The 16195-nt window shown below is 63.8% G+C and carries 8 protein-coding genes and 2 pseudogenes; 5 read left to right on the top strand and 5 right to left on the bottom strand.

Annotated features, from left to right (window positions below):
* The 5 genes and pseudogenes from JaAD80_RS14835 to kdpF all read right to left on the bottom strand — a co-directional run.
* Nucleotides 1–1079: pseudogene (locus JaAD80_RS14835) on the bottom strand (two-component system sensor histidine kinase KdbD); the annotation flags it as partial.
* Nucleotides 1080–1335: 256 nt separating this feature from the next.
* A pseudogene (gene kdpC, locus JaAD80_RS14840) lies at nucleotides 1336–1912 on the bottom strand (potassium-transporting ATPase subunit KdpC).
* A gap of 10 nt (nucleotides 1913–1922) precedes the next feature.
* Nucleotides 1923–4007, bottom strand: coding sequence for a potassium-transporting ATPase subunit KdpB (gene kdpB, locus JaAD80_RS14845; protein WP_102295079.1), 2085 nt, complete (start codon nucleotides 4005–4007; stop codon nucleotides 1923–1925).
* A 9-nt stretch (nucleotides 4008–4016) separates the two neighbouring features.
* Nucleotides 4017–5822 (bottom strand): potassium-transporting ATPase subunit KdpA, encoded by a 1806-nt coding sequence (kdpA, locus tag JaAD80_RS14850; protein WP_102295081.1) that lies wholly within the window; start codon nucleotides 5820–5822, stop codon nucleotides 4017–4019.
* Complete coding sequence (gene kdpF, locus JaAD80_RS14855; RefSeq protein WP_034746483.1) at nucleotides 5822–5911, bottom strand: K(+)-transporting ATPase subunit F; 90 nt, start codon at nucleotides 5909–5911, stop codon at nucleotides 5822–5824. Before kdpF ends, kdpA begins: the two co-directional genes overlap by 1 nt.
* Nucleotides 5912–6374: 463 nt before the next feature.
* On the opposite strand from kdpF, the gene JaAD80_RS14860 reads away from it, so the two are divergent.
* From JaAD80_RS14860 to parC, 5 genes are all read left to right on the top strand, one after another.
* Nucleotides 6375–8372 (top strand): DNA topoisomerase IV subunit B, encoded by a 1998-nt coding sequence (locus JaAD80_RS14860; protein ID WP_102295083.1) that lies wholly within the window; start codon nucleotides 6375–6377, stop codon nucleotides 8370–8372.
* Nucleotides 8372–10081, top strand: a complete 1710-nt coding sequence (locus tag JaAD80_RS14865) for a molecular chaperone HscC (RefSeq protein ID WP_102295084.1) — start codon at nucleotides 8372–8374, stop codon at nucleotides 10079–10081. The genes JaAD80_RS14860 and JaAD80_RS14865 overlap by 1 nt, the downstream gene beginning before the upstream one ends.
* Nucleotides 10078–11796 carry a J domain-containing protein gene (locus JaAD80_RS14870; RefSeq protein ID WP_102295086.1) on the top strand — a complete coding sequence of 573 codons (1719 nt, stop codon included), beginning with the start codon at nucleotides 10078–10080 and terminating at the stop codon, nucleotides 11794–11796. The genes JaAD80_RS14865 and JaAD80_RS14870 overlap by 4 nt, the downstream gene beginning before the upstream one ends.
* Nucleotides 11797–11871: 75 nt before the next feature.
* The gene (locus tag JaAD80_RS14875) at nucleotides 11872–13791 is read left to right on the top strand and encodes a J domain-containing protein (RefSeq protein ID WP_146012395.1); all 1920 of its coding nucleotides are present in this window, start codon (nucleotides 11872–11874) and stop codon (nucleotides 13789–13791) included.
* 48 nt (nucleotides 13792–13839) lie between these two features.
* A complete protein-coding gene (parC, locus tag JaAD80_RS14880) occupies nucleotides 13840–16194 on the top strand; it encodes a DNA topoisomerase IV subunit A (protein WP_102295090.1) in 2355 nt (784 codons plus the stop codon).
* Nucleotide 16195: the final 1 nt, after the last annotated feature.

Here is a 16195-nt window from a genome sequence, read left to right on the forward strand (position 1 = left end):
CTCCACAGGCGCGCCAGCGCGCCGGCGCGGCCACGCCCGACGATGACTTTCGAGATATTCGCATTGCGCGCGTATTCGACCACGGCGGCGGCGATGTCGGCCGACGGCAGAATGGCCGTGCGCGCCCCCAGGTCCTGCGCCAGTTTCAGGGTTTTCAGGATGCGTTCGCGCTCGGGCGCGGGCAGGCGCTGCAAACGCGGCGTTTCCACATACAGCGCATGCCATTCGGCGTTCAGCTGGCTGGCCAGGCGCGCCGTGCTGCGGATCACGTGTTCGCCCCCGGCGCGCGGCCCCACGCAGGCCAGCAGCGCGGCGCCCGTCTTCCATACGGAGTTGATGGATTTCTCCACGCGGTAAGCCTGCACGTCGTCCTGCACGCGGTCCGCGGTGCGGCGCAAGGCCAGTTCGCGCAAGGCGATCAGGTTACCCTTGCGGAAAAAATTCTGCGAAGCCCGCTCGGCTTGCAGCGGCTGGTACACCTTGCCCTGTTTCAGGCGGCGCATCAGTTCGTCGGCTGGGATATCGACCAGCACCACTTCATCGGCCCGGTCGAACACCGTGTCGGGCAAGGTCTCTGCCACGCGCACGCCCGTGATCCCGCCCACCACGTCGTTCAGGCTTTCCAGGTGCTGCACGTTGACGGTGGACAGCACGTCGATGCCGGCGGCCAGCAATTCCTCGACATCCTGCCAGCGCTTCGGATGGCGCGAGCCGGCCACGTTCGAATGGGCCAGTTCATCCATCAGTATCAGCGGCGGCGCGCGACGCAAGGCCTCGTCCAGATCGAACTCGAACAGCGTCTTGCCCCGGTACTCGATGGCTTTCAGCGGCAGCACGGGCAAGCCGTCAAGCAGGGCCGCCGTATCCTGGCGCCCGTGCGTTTCCACCACGCCCACCAGCAGATCCTGGCCATCGGCCAGCAGTTTTCGGGCGGCGGCCAGCATCGCATAGGTCTTGCCGACGCCTGCCGAAGCGCCGAAATAAATGCGCAACCTGCCGCGCGCGGCTTTCTGTTCCTGCGCCTGCACTTGCGCCAGCAGGGCATCAGGGTCGGGGCGTTGGCTGTCGTTGGGGAGCATGTTGTATTTTAATCTTCTTGCTTAATGCTATCTTGTTATTTTGCCGTGGCGTCAAACGGCGACGTCAGTGGTGATGTCGGCTTACGCTGCGCTAAGCCGACCTACGCGTCGTTGCCGCCTTATTGCATTCGTAGGTCGGATTAGCGCGCTAGCGCGTAATCCGACGACATCGTTGGCCTGGACAGTGGTGATGTCGGCTTACGCTGCGCTAAGCCGACCTACGCCGACCTGCGCCACGCTGCGCATCTTCGCCAGCTTACTTTGCCATTGCATCGAGCGCCAGGTTGAGTTCCAGCACGTTCACGCGCGCTTCGCCAAAAAAAGCCGATGTACGCGGTTTTTTGCACCTTGGCGATGGCATTTTCCACCTGCGCCAGCGGCATGGCGCGCACGCGGGCCACGCGGGGCGCCTGGTACAAGGCACCGGCCAGGCTGATTTCCGGATCCAGGCCACTGCCCGATGCCGTCACCAGGTCGACGGGAATCGGCTTGCGGTTGCCGGGATCGGCCGCCTGCAGGGCGGCGATGCGCGACTTGACGGCGTCCACCAGGGCCGGATTCGTCGGCCCCTGGTTGGAGCCGCCCGAACCGGCGCCATTGTTCGCCATCGGCGCGGTGGACGATGGACGGCCCCAGAAATACTTGGGCGACGTGAAGGACTGGCCGATCAGCAGCGAGCCAACAGGCTTGCCCCCACGTTCGACGATGCTGCCATTGGCTTCGTCGTTGAAAGCCAGCTGCCCGATGCCGGCCGTGGCAAACGGATAGACCACGCCGCAAATGACGGTGAGCGCGGCAAACAGGACCAGGGCGGGACGTACGATGGTGCTCATGATGATTCCTTTAGACGAGATTGAGAGCGGACAGCAGCATGTCGATCAGCTTGATGCCGATGAAGGGCAGGATGATCCCGCCCAGGCCGTAGATCAGCAGATTGCGGCGCAACAGGCTGGCCGCGCCGATGGCCCGGTACTGCACGCCCTTCAAGGCCAGAGGAATCAGCACGACGATGATCAGCGCGTTGAAGATCACGGCCGACATGATGGCCGAGGCGGGGCTGGCCAGGTGCATGATGTCCAGCGCTTTCAATTGCGGATAGGTGCCCACGAAGGCGGCCGGGATGATGGCGAAGTACTTGGCGATGTCGTTCGAGATCGAAAACGTCGTCAGCGAACCGCGCGTCATCAGCATCTGCTTGCCGATTTCAACGATTTCCAGCAGCTTGGTGGGGTTCGAATCGAGGTCCACCATATTGCCCGCCTCCTTGGCTGCCTGCGTGCCCGAGTTCATGGCCACTGCCACGTCGGCCTGGGCCAGCGCCGGCGCATCGTTGGTGCCATCGCCCGTCATCGCCACCAGCCGGCCTTCGGACTGGTAGCTGCGGATCAGTTTCAGTTTATCTTCCGGCGTCGCCTCGGCGAGGAAATCGTCCACGCCCGCCTCGGCCGCAATGGCCGCCGCCGTCAGCTTGTTGTCGCCCGTGATCATGACCGTCTTGATGCCCATGCGGCGCAGTTCCGCGAAGCGCTCCTTGATGCCGCCCTTGACGATATCCTTCAGCTCCACGGCGCCCATGACACGGCCGTCGTCGACCACCACCAGCGGCGTGCTGCCGCGCCGGGCGATATCGTCGACGGCGCGCGCCACTTCATCCGGATACGGCTGGCCCAGCGCTTCGACGTATTTTTTCATGGAGTCGGCCGCGCCCTTGCGCAGCTGGCGCAGCTGCTGCTCGCCGGCGATATCCACGCCGCTCATGCGCGTTTGCGCCGTGAAGGGCACGAAGGTGGCGTGCAGGCTGGCCATCTCGCGTTCGCGGATATTGAACTTCTGCTTGGCCAGCACGACGATGCTGCGCCCTTCCGGTGTTTCATCGGCCAGCGATGCCAGCTGCGCCGCATCGGCCAGCTGCTGCTCCGTCACGCCGGGCGCAGGGACAAAGCTCGATGCCTGGCGGTTGCCCAGGGTGATGGTGCCGGTCTTATCGAGCAGCAGCACGTCCACATCGCCGGCCGCTTCCACGGCGCGCCCCGAGGTGGCGATCACATTGGCCTGCATCATGCGGCTCATGCCGGCCACGCCGATGGCGGACAGCAAGCCGCCGATGGTGGTCGGGATCAGGCACACCAGCAGCGCGATCAGCACGGTGATGGTGACAGGCGTGCCGCTGCCGGCAGCCGCCACGGAAAACAGCGAATACGGCAGCAACGTCACGGTGACGATCAGGAACACGATCGACAGGGCCACCAGCAGGATCGTCAGGGCGATCTCGTTCGGCGTCTTCTGGCGCTTGGCGCCTTCGACCATGGCGATCATGCGGTCGATGAACGCTTCGCCCGGGTTGACGGAGACGCGTACCAGCAGCCAGTCCGACAGCACGCGGGTGCCGCCCGTCACGGCGGAAAAGTCGCCGCCCGATTCGCGGATGACGGGCGCCGATTCGCCCGTGATGGCGCTTTCATCGACGGAAGCCACGCCGGCCGTCACTTCGCCGTCGGCGGGAATCACGTCACCGGCTTCGACCAGCACCGTCATGCCCTTGCGCAGGTCGGTGGCCGGCGTGGGCAGCCAGGAGGTGCCGTATTTCGGTGTCTGCATTTTCTTTGCCATCACCGTCTGCTTGAGGGCGCGCAGCGAGGCCGCCTGCGCCTTGCTGCGGCCTTCGGCCAGCGCTTCGGCGAAGTTCGCGAACAGCACGGTAAACCACAGCCACACGGCGACGGCGACGATGAAGCCGAACGGCGCTTCACCCTGGCCACCGCTGATCCCGGCCTGGGTCGCCAGCAGGGTCGTGATGATGCTGCCCACGTAGACGACGAACATCACGGGGCTGCGCCACTGCGTGCGGGGGTCGAGTTTTTTGAACGCATCGACGACGGCGGGGCCGATCAGTGCGGAATCGAACAAAGTCAGGCTTGTGCGTGACATGGTAGCCTCTTATTTGATGAAAAGTTGCAGGTGTTCAACGATCGGGCCCAGGGCCAGCGCGGGAACGTAATTCAATACACCGACGAGAACGACGACGCCGATCAGCAAGCCGATGAACATGGGGCCGTGCGTCGGCATGGTGCCCGCATTGGCCGACAGGCGCTGCTTGCCCGCCAGAGAACCGGCCACCGCCAGCACGGGCACAATGACGGCGAAGCGGCCGAACCACATGGCAATCGCCAGCATCACGTTGTAGAACGGCGTGTTGGCGGACAGGCCGGCAAACGCGCTGCCGTTGTTGTTGGCGGCCGACGTGAAGGCGTAGAGGATCTCGGAAAAACCGTGCGCGCCCGGATTGGCCACGCCCGCCGTGCCCGGCTCCACCATGACGGCGATCGCCGTGCCCGTCAGCACCAGGGCTGGCGTCACCAGGATGGCCAGCGAGACCATCTTCATTTCATAGGCCTGGATTTTCTTGCCCAGGTATTCCGGCGTGCGGCCGATCATCAGGCCGGCGATGAAGACGGCCAGGATGGCGAACATCAGCATGCCGTACAGGCCCGTGCCCACGCCACCGAAGATCACTTCGCCGAACTGCATCAGCAGCAGCGGCACCATGCCACCCAAAGGCATGTAGGAGTCGTGCATGGAATTGACGGCGCCGCACGATGCCGCCGTCGTCACGGCCGCGAACAGGGTCGAGGAGCTGATGCCGAAGCGCGTTTCCTTGCCTTCCATATTGCCGCCCGACTGCAGGCTGCTGGCCTGCTGGTCCACGCCCAGCGTCTGCAGGGCAGGATTGGCTTGCTGCTCGGCGCTCATCACGCCGGCCGTCATGACGACGAAGATCACCGTCATGGCGGCCAGCACGGCCCAGCCCTGGCGCAGGTCGCCCACCATGCGGCCAAAGGTGAAGCACAGGCCGGCGGGAATCAAAAAGATGGCCAGCATCTGCAAAAAGTTCGACAGCACGGTGGGGTTTTCATACGGGTGCGCGGAATTGGCGTTGAAGAAGCCGCCGCCATTCGTGCCCAGCAGCTTGATCGATTCCTGCGAGGCGACGGGGCCCATGGCGATGGTCTGCGTGGTCGCCACTTGCGCTTCCATCACGGGTTTGCCGGCCGCGTCCAGCACGGGCTGGCCATCGGCCGCCATTTTCGGCGTCTCATATGCCACCTGGTCGAGCAGGGTTACTTCCTTGTAGGCGGAAAAATTCTGGATCATGCCTTCGCCCATGAAGACGACCGACAGGGCCAGCGACAGCGGCAGCAGGATGTACAGGGTGGAGCGCACCAGGTCGACCCAGAAATTGCCGATCGATTTGCCCGAGCGCGAGGCAAAGCCCCGCACCAGCGCGAAGATCACGGCGATGCCGGTGGCCGCCGAGAAGAAGTTCTGGCATGCCATGCCCAGCATCTGCGTCAGATAGCTCATGGTCTGTTCGCCGCCGTAGCCCTGCCAGTTGGTATTGGCGACGAAGCTGACGGTGGTATTGAACGAGGAATCGGGGCTGACAGCGCCGAGTCCCTGCGGGTTCAAGGGCAAAAAGCCCTGCAGGCGCTGCAAGCCATACACAAAGAAGGCGCCCACGGTATTGAAGACGATCAGGGCGATGGCATAGCTTTTCCAGCCCATGCCCTTGTCGGCGCCAAGCCCGGCGGCGCGGTACAGCAGGTTTTCACATTTTTGCAGCCAGCCCATGCCGCGCACGGGGCCGTCGCCGGCGACCTTCGCCATGTACAGGCCCAGCGGATAGGCGGCCGCCAGCAGCACCAGCAGGAAAGCGGCCAATAATAATATCGATTGCGTCGTCATCACAGTTCCTCCGCCTTCAGCAGCGCCACCAGCAGATACACGAGCAGTCCAGCCGAAACCACGGCGCCCAGCACATAAAACGCATTCATTTGGCGCTCCCCAGTTTGTCGCAGGCCACGGCAAAGCCGGCCACCACGACGAAAAAAACGGCAATCAAGCCGAGATACACGAGATCCATTCCCACCCTCATACAGGTTTGTTTTGATAGTGAGCAGATTAGCCAAAAGGGTCTAAAAAATTCGTAAAGACTGGGAAGGTGCCTGTAAACAAGATGTAAAAATGACGGCTTTGCCGCATAAAATTGTTCACAATTGGCGCAAAACCACGCGCGCGGCGCACAGTTGTTGCCCTGGAGTAGCGCTATTGCTCGCCGGACAAGATAGAATGCGCGAGCGTCCGCACAAGGACGCCTAGCCTGCCGCACTGCCCTCCCCCAGTGACGCTGGACGGGATATACTGTATATTCATACAGTTATCGCCGCCGCTGTCACTGCGCCGCGCAGTGTCCTGGCCTGGCGTTCCAACCCTAGTCTTTATTTAGCTTGAACACGTATGGCCACTAAAAAACCAGCATCCGACTACAGCGAATCATCCATCCGTGTCCTGAAAGGACTGGAACCCGTCAAGCAGCGCCCGGGGATGTACACCCGCACTGAAAATCCGTTGCACATCATTCAGGAAGTGATCGACAATGCCTCCGACGAGGCGCTGGGCGGTCATTGCACGCATATCGCCGTGACGCAAAACACGGATGGCAGCATCACCGTCGAAGACAATGGCCGCGGCATTCCCGTCGGCCTGCACCCGGAAGAAGGCGTGCCGACGGTGGAAATCGTGTTTACGCGGCTGCACGCGGGCGGCAAGTTCGACAAGGGTTCGGGCGGCGCCTACGCGTTCTCGGGCGGCTTGCACGGCGTCGGCGTATCCGTCACCAATGCGCTGTCCTCGCGCCTGGAAATCACCGTCTGGCGCAAGGAAAGCGACGGCAATGGCTTGCATCACATGGTGTTTGCCAACGGCGACGTGATCGAGCCACTGAATTCCCGCCCCGCTCCGCGCGACGGCAAGAAATCCGGCACGCGCGTCACCGCCTGGCCCGATCCGAAGTATTTTGATTCGCCCAACATTTCGCAGACCGAGTTGCAACGCCTGCTGCGTTCGAAAGCCGTGCTGCTGCCCGGCGTCACCGTCACCCTCACCAACGCGAAAACCGGCGATACGCAGACCTGGCAGTACGCGGAAGGCTTGCGCGGCTACCTGACCGAAACGCTGGCGCAGGTGTCGAATGGCGAAACCCTGATTCCCCTGTTCGAAGGCGCGCAGTACGCGGGCCCGGACTCGGAAGGCTTTGCCGAAGGCGAAGGCGCGGCCTGGGTCGTGGCGTGGACGGAAGAAGGCGCCATCGTGCGCGAATCGTATGTCAACCTGATCCCCACCTCGAATGGCGGCACGCACGAATCGGGCTTACGCGACGGCCTGTTCGGCGCCGTGAAAAACTTCGTCGAGATGCATTCGCTGCTGCCAAAAGGCGTGAAGCTGCTGCCGGAAGACGTCTTCGCGCGTGCTTCCTTCGTGCTGTCGGCAAAGGTGCTGGACCCGCAATTCCAGGGCCAGATCAAGGAACGCCTCAATTCGCGCGACGCCGTGCGCCTGGTCTCGACCTTCACCAAGCCGCCGCTGGAACTGTGGCTGAATCAGCACGTCGATTACGGCAAGAAGCTGGCAGATCTCGTGATCAAGCAGGCGCAGTCGCGTCAGCGTTCGCTGCAAAAAGTGGAAAAGAAAAAGTCCTCGGGCGTCGCCGTCTTGCCCGGCAAGCTGACCGACTGCGAATCGTCTGACATCACGCGCAATGAACTGTTCCTCGTCGAGGGCGACTCGGCGGGCGGTTCGGCCAAGATGGGCCGCGACAAGGAATTCCAGGCGATTTTGCCCCTGCGCGGCAAGGTGCTCAATTCCTGGGAAACGGACCGCGACCGCCTGTTCGCCAATAACGAGATCCACGATATCGCCGTGGCCATCGGTGTCGATCCGCACAGCATCGGCGACACGCCCGACCTGTCCGGCCTGCGCTACGGCAAGATCTGCATCCTGTCCGATGCGGACGTGGACGGCTCGCACATCCAGGTATTGCTGCTGACGCTGTTCTTCAAGCACTTCCCCGCGCTGATCAACAAGGGCCATATCTGCATCGCCCGTCCGCCCCTGTACCGCGTCGACGCGCCCGCGCGCGGCAAGAAGCCGATGCAGAAAATCTACGCGCTCGACGACGGCGAACTGCTGGCCATCGAGGACAAGCTGCGCAAGGAAGGCGTGAAACAGGGCGCCTGGTCCATCTCGCGCTTCAAGGGCCTGGGCGAGATGAACGCCGAGCAGCTGTGGGAAACGACGATGAACCCGGACACGCGCCGCCTGCTGCCCGTGACGCTCGGTGAAATCGACCACATGACGTCCGCCGCGCGCTTCAATATGCTGATGGGCAAAGGCGAGGCGGCAGGCCGCCGCGCCTGGATCGAGGAACACGGCAATGAGGCGGAGGCGGATATCTGATGATCATCGGCATCGACCTTGGCACCACCAATAGCCTGGTCGCCCTCTGGCGCGACGGCAAGGCTTCCATCATCCCCAATGCGCTGGGCGAACACCTGACGCCATCGTGCGTGAGCATCGATGACGACGGCACCGTGCTGGTGGGCCGCGCCGCGCGCGAACGCCTGCAGACGCACCCGCAGCTGACGGCGGCCGTCTTCAAGCGCTACATGGGCAGCGAAAAGAAGATCACCCTCGGCACGCAGCAATTCCGTCCGGAAGAACTGTCGTCGATGGTGCTGCGCGCGCTGAAGGAAGACGCGGAAGCCTTCCTCGGCCACAAGGTCGAAGAGGCCATCATCACCGTGCCCGCGTATTTCAGCGACGCCCAGCGCAAGGCCACGCGCATCGCCGGCCAGCTGGCCGGCCTGCGCGTGGAGCGCCTGCTGAACGAACCGACGGCCGCCGCGCTGGCCTACGGCATCCGCGACAAGGAACAGGAAAGCAAATTCCTCGTCTTCGACCTGGGCGGCGGCACCTTCGACGTGTCGATCCTGGAACTGTTCGAAGGCGTGATGGAAGTGCGCGCCTCGGCCGGCGACAATTTCCTCGGCGGCGAAGACTTCGTCACCGTGCTGGTCGACGCCTTTTTGGAAGGCAGCGGCCTGCGCGATGCCATTGGCAGCCGCCTGCTCGACCCGCGCCAGCAGCAGCTGCTGCGCGACGAAGCCGAACGCGCCAAGCGCCTGCTGTCGGACCAGCCGTCCGTGCGCATGGCCACGCGCTTCCAGGACAAGGAATACAGCTGGGAGATCAACGAAGACAAGCTGGCGCAATTGTGCGAGCCGCTGCTGGCGCGCCTGCGCCTGCCGGTCGAGCGCGCGCTGCGCGACGCTACCATCCGCGCCGCCGAACTCGATGAAGTGGTACTGGCCGGCGGCGCCACGCGCATGCCGCTGGTGCGCAAACTCGTGTCGCGCATGTTCGGCCGCTTCCCCGCCATTCACCTGGATCCGGACGAAGCCGTGGCGCTGGGCGCCGCCGTGCAGGCGGGCCTGAAAATGCGCGACGCGGCCCTCGACGAAGTCGTCATGACGGATGTGGCGCCATATTCGCTGGGCATTGCGACTTCGCGCCAGATCGGCCCGAACCAGTATGAAGGCGGCCATTACCTTCCCATCATCGAGCGCAATTCCGTGGTGCCCGTCTCGCGCACGGAAAGCATCACCACCATCCAAGACAACCAGAAGGAAATCAACTTGGCGATCTTCCAGGGCGAGTCACGCCTGGTGGCCGACAACGTCTTCCTTGGCAAGATCAACTTTCCGATTCCCGCAAAAAAAGCGGGCGAGATCAGCATCGATGTGCGCTTCACCTATGACATCAGTGGCGTGCTGGAAGCGGAAGTGACGGTGCTGGCCACGCAGGAACGCCACAAGATGATCATCAGCGACAATGCGGGCGTGATGACGCCGGAGCAGATCGAACAGCGTTTCCTTGAACTGGCCGACCTGAAGATCCACCCGCGCGAGCAGCTGGAAAACCGCACCCTGGTCACGCGCGCCGACCGCCTGTACGAACAGTCGCTGGGCGACGTGCGCAACTACATCGCCGCGCATACGGCCAATTTCCAGGCCGCGCTGGAGACGCAGAACCCGTCGACCATCCGGCAAGCGCGTACGGCGTTCGCGGAGGTGCTCAAGGAAATAGAAAGTGACAGTTTCCTGTGACGGGTAGCGAGACGCTGGATATCTGGCAAGTCCTGGGCATCGCCGAGACGCGCGATGAACGGGACATCAAGCGCGCCTATGCGCGCCAGTTAAAGCTGAACCGTCCTGAAGACGGTGCGGCCGCCTTCCAGCGCCTGCGCGATGCCTATGACCATGCGCTGCGCTTCGCCGCGCACGGCCAGGAACGGCAGACGCCTGCCGCATCCGCCGCTGCGGCCACCGCGCCCGCGCCAGCCACGCCGGCGGCTGGCAAGATCGACTTCGGCAAAGCACCACCGGCGGCATCGCCTGCCATGACAGCCGATCCACGGAAAGAAGCGCAGATCCTGTGGCAGGAATGGCTGGCCTCCGGCAACGGCATCAAGCTGTCGACGCTGGAAAAGCGCGAAGCGATGACCCACCTCGCCGTGCGCGAGGAATTTGAACGCCTGGCCCTGCGCTACTGCGCCACGGCCGCGTGCCATGACGCCATCCGTGCTCGCTTCATCGAGCACTACCAGTGGGACCAGCGGCTGCCGCAATTGCACAAAATGGATGCGGAATCGGCACGCAGCCTGGTCGGACGCCAGAATGCGACGGCTTCGCTGGTCTATTTGCGCCGCAGCGGAGAGTACGACGCATGCCTCGATCTGCTGATGGCCGCACCGCCGGCATCCGCATCCTGCCTGCACGATGTGCGCTTGACGCGGACCCTGCTGGCACTCATCGAGGGCATACGCGCGCATCATGGCGACCTGCTGGCCTACAAGATCGATCCCGCGTCGATCACCTGGTGGGAGAGCAAGGCACGCGCCAAAAAATACTTCGGAAGTACCGCCATACTTTCCGCGGTGACCGGCTTGGCCATCTACGCACTCGCGCTGTTCATGCATGAGCGCTGGGGTTTCTTCGGCATCGACTCCTTTTATGCGATTTTCTTCGTGCTGTCACAACTGCTGTCCTTCTCGGCCTACGCCGCGTTCGCCTTTTACCGCCCTGTTGCACTGCTCGGGCGAATGGCGCAGTCCAGGCAGCAGCACTTCGGTGTCTACCTGCAGTACCGACATCGGCACCTGTGGCAATTCGGCTGGGTGTATGCCTATGCCGGGCTGTCGCTGCTGCTGTTTGTCAGCCATCCATCGCCGATGCTGGTCTCCGGCGCCACGCTCCTGCTTGCCGTCTGCGCGCTAGTGGCCGTATTTGCTTCCTCGGTCCACTTCAAGCTGCGCGCCTATCTGCTCTTGTTGCCGATTGCCTCGCTGCTGGCCTGGATGATGCGGGCAACCGCCTTCGACGCCTTTCCTGCCGGCGCCTGTTTTGCTTTCAGCCTGTGCCTGCTGATACTGCTGGCGCGCAGCGGCGCGCAACTGTATCCGGCCCTGGGCTTGCCAAAGGCATGGCAGCACCGCTTGCGCATCACCTGGCTGCTGGGTAGCACCATGCTGTTTTTTGTCGCGGCGGCGGGCGTGCTGCCGGCCGGCCTGGCCCCGGTGCTGGCCTGGCTGTGGTGCCTGGCCGGTGTACCGCTGTACACACTCACGATGCCCGACATTTCCCGCCACCTGGTATGGCCAGCCCTGCTGCTGGCCAAGATCACGCTGGTATCGAGTACGTCCTTTTTTGCCAATTTGCCCGATGCACGCCTGGTACTGCCGCAAGCCCTGCTGCCACTCATCGCCATGCTAATCCTGGCCAATCTGTTCTATGAAAACCAGCAAAAAAACGTCCATGCCTGAACGCGCGCCCATGCCCAAGCAAGCCACTACACCCGACCTGCCCCCTAACGGGAGCGACGTCTGATGGACGGCGGCATGCATGGCGCTGAGCGCAGCCTGTGGGACATCCTCGACACGGCGCCGACGGGCGACGAGCGCGCCATCAAGCGCGCTTACGCGAAACGCCTGAAGGTAACGCGGCCCGAGGACGACGCGGTCGCCTTCCAGCAACTGCGCGACGCCTATGAATATGCGCTGCGCCATGCGCCGCGCTTTGCCGAAGAAATGGCGCAGATGCACGCCACACCGGCGACTGAACTGGCGCAGCCGGATCCGGCGGATCTGTCTGCGGCACCCGCGTCCGACTGGCAAACAGCCGCCGGCCTGGCGCCATCCGTACCACTGCAGGAGCAAGCGCCGGCAGACGAAGCGCCCGTGGAAGCCCAGCCTGAACTGTGGGGCGTGATCGCCGACGCAGGGCAGGAACATCAGGAAGCGCCTGCGGAGCTGTGGGGCGTCCCCGACGAAGCAGCGCGGGAACGCGCACGGCCGCCGGAAAAATGGGGCGTGGTCGCCATCGATCCCGTCCAGGAAGGCGCCAGCCTGTGGCAGGCATTCCTGGAGCAGTCGCGACGCCGCGACGCGGCCACGCTGCTGGCAGGCTTCCTCGAGCGCGAGGAATTGCTCAACCTCGACGTGCGCGAGGAATTCGACCTGTGCGCGCTGCGCTATTGCGCCAGCGCCGGCTATGAGTTGTCGCTGCGCAACGCCCTGTTCGAGCAACTGGGCTGGGAATTTGATTTTTCCTACCTGGCGCGCCGCCATGGCGACCTGGTGCGCGCTGCCGTGCACCGCTACCGGGCCGACCGCTCGTTCGCCCATTTCAACGACAACCGCGACAGCTATCCCGGCCTGGACTGCATCATGTCGCAGCAGCCGCCGTCGGCCTATGCGCGCCAGATGCTGGACAAAAAATTCAACCTGCAGCTGCGCGAGCTGCTGCAGACGATACGCTGGCATCACACCGAAATGCTGGCCTACAAACTCGACATCGACCTGTTCGAACAATGGGAACAGGCGGTTTTTTCGCGCCGCTATTTCAAGCAGACGGCCTTCGCCTCGGCGGGTCTGGGCTTCGTGCTGCACCTCATTTTGTCCAGCCTGTTCAAGGTCGCCGGCGTCAGCCTGGGCGACATGGGCGCATATGCCAGCCTGCTGGGATGCCAGGCGCTGGCCTTTGTCCTGCTGGCCATGCACGCGCTGCGCTGGCCCGCGCCCCTGTTCGCGCGCCTGCACGCGCTGCAGGAAGCATTGCTGGAGCGCCTGCCCGTGCTGCGGCAGCGTCACGGGCTGCTGCAGCTGGCCTGGATCGTGCCCTATGTGCTGCTGGCGCTATCGCTGTTCCTGCCCGAACGGGGCGAGGCGCTGCGCATCGCCACCTCGGTGGGCTTGTGCGCCTCGGCGCTGCTGGCCTATGCCATGAACCGCCAACTGCTCAACGGCGTGCTGCTCGCCGCTGCGCTGGGCCTGGCGCTGGTCGCCGCCCTGTTCATGAACGGCACGGGCTCCACGGCACTCGTCATCGCCAATGGCATGCCCATGATGTTTTGCCTGTTACTGCTGGCCTTGCGCAGCGCCGGCGGCCTGTATGAGGAATGCGGCTTGCCCGTGGCGCATTTGCCGCGCCTGCGCCTGGCATGGCTGGTCGGCTGCGCCGCCCTGCTGCTGCCCCTGTATTTGCAGTTGCTGCCAGCCGTGCCGCTCGGCGCCGCGCTGTATGCCTGGTCGTGCGCCGGCCTGCTGATCTCGCCCAGCGATTTGCGCTGGCGGACGGTCTGGCCGCTGGTGCTGGTGCCGTCCCTTGGCAGCTTTTTGCTGGCCGGCCAGGCCGCGCCCGTGCGCGCCATGTCGATGATGCATAACGGCGTCGAACTGGCCCTGATCGTGCTGTACTTCACCCTACGCTGCATCTATCTGCGCTACGGCGCCGCCTTATCCCGACCCGGGCTGTCATAATCAGCTCCATGAATTCAACCGCAACCACTTAACACCGAAACAAGCGCCATGTCCACACAAACCAATTTATTTGACGATGCCCAGCCTGAGCCGATCGAGCCGGATGAACCGGTATTCGACGGCGAAGCGCTGACCCTTTCCACCTTTGCCGAGCGCGCTTATCTCGATTACGCCATCTCCGTCGTCAAGGGCCGCGCCCTGCCCGACGTCTGCGATGGCCAGAAGCCGGTGCAGCGCCGCATCCTGTATGCGATGAATGAGCTGGGCCTCAATTCCACGGCGAAGCCGCGCAAATCGGCGGCCGTGGTCGGCGACGTGCTGGGTAAATTGCATCCGCACGGCGACCAGTCCGTGTATGACGCGCTGGTGCGCATGGCGCAGGATTTTTCGCTGCGCTACCCGCTGATCGACGGCCAGGGCAACTTCGGCTCGCGCGACGGCGACGGCGCGGCGGCCATGCGTTACACGGAAGCGCGTCTGACGCCGATCGCCAAGCTGCTGATGGATGAAATCGGCATGGGCACGGTGGATTTCCAGCCCAACTACGACGGTTCGACGGAGGAGCCGAAGCTGCTGCCGGCGCGCCTGCCGATGGTGCTGCTGAACGGCGCCTCCGGCATCGCCGTCGGCCTGGCGACGGAAATCCCGTCGCACAACCTGACGGAAGTGGCGAAAGCCGCCGTCGCCATGATCCGCGATCCGAAGATCACGCACGCCGAACTGATGGCCATCATGCCCGGCCCCGATTTCCCCGGCGGCGGCCAGATCATCACGCCGCCATCGCAGATCCAGGACATGTACGCGAGCGGCCGTGGCAGCATGAAGGTGCGCGCGCGCTGGAAGATCGAGGAACTGGCGCGCGGCCAGTGGCAAGCTGTCGTCACGGAACTGCCGCCCGGCACCTCGTCGCAGAAGGTGCTGGAAGAGATCGAAGAACTGACGAATCCGAAAATCAAGCTGGGCAAGAAGGCCTTGTCGCCGGAACAGGTGGCCCTGAAGGCGCTGATCCTCAATTCGCTCGACACCATCCGCGACGAATCGGGCCGCGCCGCGCCCGTGCGCCTGGTATTCGAACCGAAATCGAAGAACCAGGACCAGACGGAATTCATGCTGATGCTGCTGGCGCATACCTCGCTGGAATCGTCGACTTCGATCAACCTGGTGATGATCGGCGGCGATGGCCGTCCGCGCCAGAAAGGCCTGGGCGACATCCTGCGCGAGTGGATCGATTTCCGCTTCGAGACCGTCACCCGCCGCACGGGCTACAAACTGGGCAAGGTCAAGGACCGCATCCATATCCTGGAAGGGCGCGAAGCGATCCTGCTCAATATCGACAAGGTGATCCAGATCATCCGCAATTCGGATGAACCGAAAGCGGCCCTGATCGACGCATTCAAGCTGTCCGAACGCCAGGCCGACGATATCCTGGAAATCCGTTTGCGCCAACTGGCGCGCCTGGAAACGATCAAGATCCAGCAGGAACTGGCCGAGTTGCGCAAGGAAGAAAAGTCGCTGCAGGACCTGCTCGACAACCCGGGCTCGATGAAACGCGCCATCATCCGCGAGATCGAAGCGGACGCCAAGCAGTTCGGCGACGCGCGCCGCACCCTGATCGAGGAAGCGCAGAAAGCCGTGGCCGAACAGAAGGTGGTCGACGAACCCGTCACCGTCATCATTTCGGAAAAAGGCTGGGTGCGCGCGCGCACCGGCATCGGCCACGATGCGGCGCAATTCACGTTCAAGGCGGGCGATTCCCTGCATGGCGCCTTCGAGTGCCGCACCGTCGATACCCTGCTGGGCTTTGGCAACAACGGCAAGATTTACTCTGTGCCCGTGTCCGCGCTGCCCAACGCGCGTGGCGACGGCGTGCCGATCACGACTCTGTGCGACCTGAGCGGCGGCACGCCGGGCAACGCCGTGCGCATCCTGCATTACTTTGCGGGCAATGGCGCCACCAGCCTGCTGCTGGCATCGAGCGCCGGCTATGGCTTCATCGCCAAGGCGGGCGACATGGTCAGCCGTCTGAAAGGCGGCAAGGCCTTCATCTCGCTGGACGAAGGCGATATGCCGCTCGAACCGAAAGTCATTCCGGACGCAGCCAGCGCCGTGGCCTGCCTGACGGAAGGCGCGCGCCTGCTGGTGTTCGGCCTCGATGAAATGAAAACCCTGTCCAAGGGCGGCACCGGCGTAAAACTGATCGACCTGGAAGGCAAGGACAAGCTGCTGGCCGTGCAGCCGATCACGCAGCGCGGCGTGGTGGTTTCCGGTATCGGCCGGGCCTCGAAACCGCAGGATGCGTCGCTGGGCGCCACGGCCCTGGCCGAGCACTTCGGCAAACGCGCGCGCAAGGGCAAGCAGCTGGCGGCGAAACTGAAGCCTGTATCGATGGCGGCCATCGGCTAAA

The organism is Janthinobacterium sp. AD80, assembly GCF_002878455.1.
Classification (GTDB): Bacteria; Pseudomonadota; Gammaproteobacteria; order Burkholderiales; family Burkholderiaceae_D; genus Janthinobacterium.

Excerpts from the sequence above, each read along its gene's own strand:
- parC (WP_102295090.1), top strand. The coding sequence starts at position 13,840 with ATGTCCACACAAACCAATTTATTTGACGATGCCCAGCCTGAGCCGATC.
- JaAD80_RS14860 (WP_102295083.1), top strand. The coding sequence starts at position 6,375 with ATGGCCACTAAAAAACCAGCATCCGACTACAGCGAATCATCCATCCGT.
- JaAD80_RS14875 (WP_146012395.1), top strand. The coding sequence starts at position 11,872 with ATGCATGGCGCTGAGCGCAGCCTGTGGGACATCCTCGACACGGCGCCG.
- kdpA (WP_102295081.1), bottom strand. The coding sequence starts at position 5,822 with ATGACGACGCAATCGATATTATTATTGGCCGCTTTCCTGCTGGTGCTG.
- kdpB (WP_102295079.1), bottom strand. The coding sequence starts at position 4,007 with ATGTCACGCACAAGCCTGACTTTGTTCGATTCCGCACTGATCGGCCCC.
- kdpF (WP_034746483.1), bottom strand. The coding sequence starts at position 5,911 with ATGAATGCGTTTTATGTGCTGGGCGCCGTGGTTTCGGCTGGACTGCTC.
- JaAD80_RS14865 (WP_102295084.1), top strand. The coding sequence starts at position 8,372 with ATGATCATCGGCATCGACCTTGGCACCACCAATAGCCTGGTCGCCCTC.